The sequence below is a fragment of the Methylobacterium sp. CCH5-D2 genome, assembly GCF_001556475.1.
GTDB classification, from domain to species: Bacteria; Pseudomonadota; Alphaproteobacteria; order Rhizobiales; family Beijerinckiaceae; genus Methylobacterium; species Methylobacterium hispanicum.
The window spans coordinates 1-3822 of record NZ_LSIX01000670.1; the positions used below are offsets into that span (position 1 = coordinate 1).

Sequence of the window (3822 nt, forward strand, 5' to 3'; positions counted from 1 at the left end):
AGCCGGGTGCGCCCGCCGTTCGCGTCGCGACGCCCGGCACGGCCGCGCGGGCGAGGAGGGCGAGCTTGCGCGGCGTGCCGACCCGGGCGCGGGCGCCCACCGCGTCGTGCCTGTTCGCCGCCACCGCGCGGCCGATCTCCGCGTAGATCAGGCCCGCCGCGCGGATCGCCGGGCGGCAATCGGCCGGCAGCGCGGCGATGCCGGCCTGCGCGCGGGCGTGGAGGCGGTCCGCCTCGGCGAGCAGCCGCGCCACCACCCCGGCGAGCGCGGCCGAGTGGACGGGGGCGGCCAGCCACGCCTCCGGGTCGAGCCCGGCCTCGCGCATCCAGGCGAGCGGCAGGTAGAGGCGGCCGGCGCGCGCGTCCTCGCCGACGTCCCGGGCGATGTTGGTGAACTGCATGGCCACGCCGAGATCGAGGGCGCGGGCGAGCACGTCGGGCGCGCGCCGTCCCATGATCAGGGTCATCATCGCGCCGACCGTGCCGGCCACCCGCGCCGCGTAGGCGGTGAGCGCGGGCAGGTCGGCGTAGCGGCGGCCCTCCGCGTCCCAGGCGAGGCCTTCGAGGAGCGCGCGCGGCAGCGCCTCGGGGATCGCGTGCGCGGCCATGACCGCGGCGAGCGCCCGGTCGGCCGGGTGGTCGGCGGGCCGCCCCGCGCAGGCGCGCGCGAGCCGGGCTTCCAGCCGCCCCACCGCGGCGCGGCGGCGGGCGGCGGTCGGCGCGCCGTCCACCGCGTCGTCGGCCTGCCGGCAGAAGGCGTAGAGCCCGTAGGCCGGCTCGCGGACCCGGGCGGGCAGCAGCAGCGAGGCCGCGAAGAAGCTGCGCGAGCCGGCCCGGATCGCCGCCCGGCAGGCGGCGCGGTCGGCCGGGCCCGAATCGGGCCCGACTTCGGGCCGGACTTCGGGTCTGACTTCGGGGCCGACCTCGGGCTCAGGCTCGGCGTCGGATATGGCGTGCATCGGGCACCAGCGAATCGAGGACACGGGCCGAGGAGAGGACGCCGGGCAGGCCCGCGCCCGGATGGGTGCCGGCGCCGACGAGATAGAGGTTCTCCACCTCTTCGGAGCGGTTGTGCGGGCGGAACCACGCCGACTGGGTCAGCACCGGCTCCAGTCCGAAGCCGGAGCCGCACACGCTGAGGAAGTCGTCGGCGAAGTCCTGGGGCGTGGTGACCCGCGAGGTGACGACGGACGCGCCGAGGCCCGGCAGCACGCTCGCCTCCAGCCGCGCGGCGATGCGCTGCCGGTAGGGCTCTGCGAGGCGGGCCCAGTCCTGCCCGCCCGCGAGGTTCGGCACGGGCGCCAGCACGTAGAAGGCGTCGTGGCCGGGCGGCGCCAGCAGCGGGTCGGTCGCGGTCGGCCGGTGCAGGTAGAGGCTCATGTCGTCGGCCAGCACCTTGCGGTCGAAGATGTCGGCGAGCAGTTCGCGGTAGCGCGGCCCGAGCAGGATCGTGTGGTGATCGACACCCGGGTACGTGCGGCGCGTGCCGAAATACCAGACGAACAGCCCCATCGAGGAGCGCGCGCGCGCGAGCTTCCGGGGATTCCAGCGCCGGGTCCGGCCCGCCAGCAGCGTGCCGTAGGTGTAGGCGGAATCGGCGTTCGAGACGACGAGGTCGGCCGGGATCTCGCTGCCGTCGGCGAGCGCGACCCCCGTGGCGCGGCCCTCGGCCAGCGTGATCCGCGCGACCTCGGCCCCGCAGCGCACCGTCCCGCCCTGGCCCGCGACCAGCCCGGCGAGGCCGTCCACCAGCCGGCCGGTGCCGCCGAGGCAGAAATGCACGCCCCACGCCCGCTCCAGATGGGCGATCAGCCCGTAGAGCGCACTCGCCCGGAACGGGTTGCCGCCGATGAGCAGGGGGTGGAAGCTGAAGACCTGGCGCAGGCGCGGGTCGCGGATGTGGCGGGCCACCACCGCGTGCAGGCTGCGGTGGCCGGAGAGGCGCACGAGGTCGGGCGCGATCCGCAGCATGTCCCGGACCCGGCCGAAGGGCACGTGGCCGAGCTCCTCGAAGCCGATCCGGCAGACCTGCCGGCTGAAGGCCATGAAGCGCTCGTAGCCGGCGACGTCGGCGGGCGCGAGGCGCTCGACCTCCGCCCGCATCCGTGCCGGGTCGCCCGTATAGGCGAAGTCGGTGCCGTCGTCGAAGCGGATCCGGTAGAACGGGTCCATCGGCACCAGCGCCACGTCGTCGGCGAGGCGCCGGCCGGCGAGCCGCCACAGCTCCTCCAGCAGGAAGGGCGCGGTGACGATGGTGGGGCCGGCATCGAACGTGAAGCCGTCCTGCCGGTGCACCCGGGCGCGCCCGCCGGGCTGGTCGAGCCGCTCCAGCACCGTGACCCGATAGCTCCTGGCGCCCAGCCGCACCGCCGCCGCGAGGCCGCCGAAGCCGGAGCCGATCACCACCGCGTGCGGCCGCGGATCGGTGCCCTGGTGTGAAGGTGGCTTGTCGACGAGTGTCAACATGGAATGACAGTACGGGCGGGCTGGCGGTCGCGCAAGACCGGATTGCACCCCGCGCTCACCGCGTCGCCACCGCGCGGCGAGCGGGGCGTCACCGCGAGGTGGCGGACCCGGCACCGCGAGGGCCGCCGCGTGGCTCAGCCGGGCGCGCCGCCCGCCGGCTCGTCGGCGGCGACCAGCGCGGCGACGCGCTCCGGATCCTCCTCGTGGGCGAGATGCCCGAGGCCGCGCAGCAGCTCGACCCGGGTGCCGGGCAGGCGGTCGCGCAGGCGGAAGGCGTCCTCGGGGCGGATGGCGCGGTCGTTCCCGCCGACCACGAGCAGGAGCGGCACGGCGAGCCGGCCGAGGTCGCGCTCGAGGGCGGCCAGATCCCAGTTCGCCATCATGCCGAGCGCGCCGCGCACGTGGCCGGGCTTGGCGAACAGGCGCCGGTAGTACGACACCCCCGCCGCGTCGAGGCGCGAGCCGGTGCCCCCGATCAGCCGCTCGACCGCGGCCCGGTCCGCGCTCCAGGCGAAGAGCCGCGGGGTGAGCGGGTTCAGGAACAGCGCCCGCGCCATGACGGGAAACAGCAGGCTGGCGGCCCCCGGGAAGGGGCTGAGCGCCCCGTTGAGGGCGACGATCCGGTCCGGGTGGAGCGCGCCGTCGAGGCACATCCGGACGAGGATCGCCGCCCCGGCCGAGTGGCCGGCGACGCGGCGCGGGCTCAGGCCCAGCACCCGCAGGAGCTCGGCCAGGGCCGCCGCCATGCCGGGCAGCGAGAGGCGGCCCGCCGGCAGCGGGTCGCTGAAGCCGTGGCCGGGCAGGTCCGGCACCAGGACCCGGTGGGTCCCGGCGAGGCGCGGGGCGAGGTCCCGGAACGAGTGGCTCGCCGCCCCGGTGCCGTGCAGGAGCAGCAGGACGGGCGCGTCCGCGGCGCCGAATTCCTGCAGGTGCCAGGTGAGGCCCGCGGCCGCGACGAAGCGGCTCGCGGCGCGATGCGGCCAGTCGGCGCCCTCGCGCGACCAGTCTGGCCGGTCCGGATCCCTCACGCGCCCGCCCCCCGCGCGGCCGCCGCGAGGGCGCCCGCGTCGGCGCGGGGCAGCGGGACGTAGCGGGCGCGGGCGGCCTCGGCGAGCGCCCGGGCGCCCTCGCCGGCCGCGCCGGTATCGAGCACCAGCACCGGCACCGCGAGGGCGGCGAGCGCGCGGGCCGCGGCCTCGGCGTCGGCCCGGGCGGCGGCCCGGCCGCCCGCGCCCGAGCGCGCCACGTTGGCCCGCCCGTCGGTGAGCACCACCACCACCGGGCGCCCGCCGCCCCGGGCCACCCCGCGCGCCAGCGCCGCGGCGGCGTCGAGGCCGGCGGCGAGCGGCGTGCCGCC

3 protein-coding genes and 1 pseudogene are annotated in these 3822 nt (G+C 77.7%); all 4 read right to left on the reverse strand.

Translation table 11 applies throughout. The features are described 5' to 3' along the window. Window positions 1-958, reverse strand: a 958-nt coding sequence (locus AX737_RS17785; RefSeq protein WP_156453808.1) for a phytoene/squalene synthase family protein, incomplete at its 3' end; no start/stop codon positions are given. Continuing rightward, the gene (locus AX737_RS17790) at window positions 930-2465 is read right to left on the reverse strand and encodes a phytoene desaturase (protein ID WP_066923760.1); all 1536 of its coding nucleotides are present in this window, start codon (window positions 2463-2465) and stop codon (window positions 930-932) included. The genes AX737_RS17790 and AX737_RS17785, both read right to left, overlap by 29 nt. Before the next feature lie 134 nt (window positions 2466-2599). Continuing rightward, window positions 2600-3493 (reverse strand): alpha/beta fold hydrolase BchO, encoded by an 894-nt coding sequence (gene bchO, locus AX737_RS17795; protein ID WP_066923762.1) that lies wholly within the window; start codon window positions 3491-3493, stop codon window positions 2600-2602. After that, window positions 3490-3822: pseudogene (gene bchD / locus AX737_RS34580) on the reverse strand (magnesium chelatase ATPase subunit D); the annotation flags it as partial. The gene bchO and the pseudogene bchD, both read right to left, overlap by 4 nt.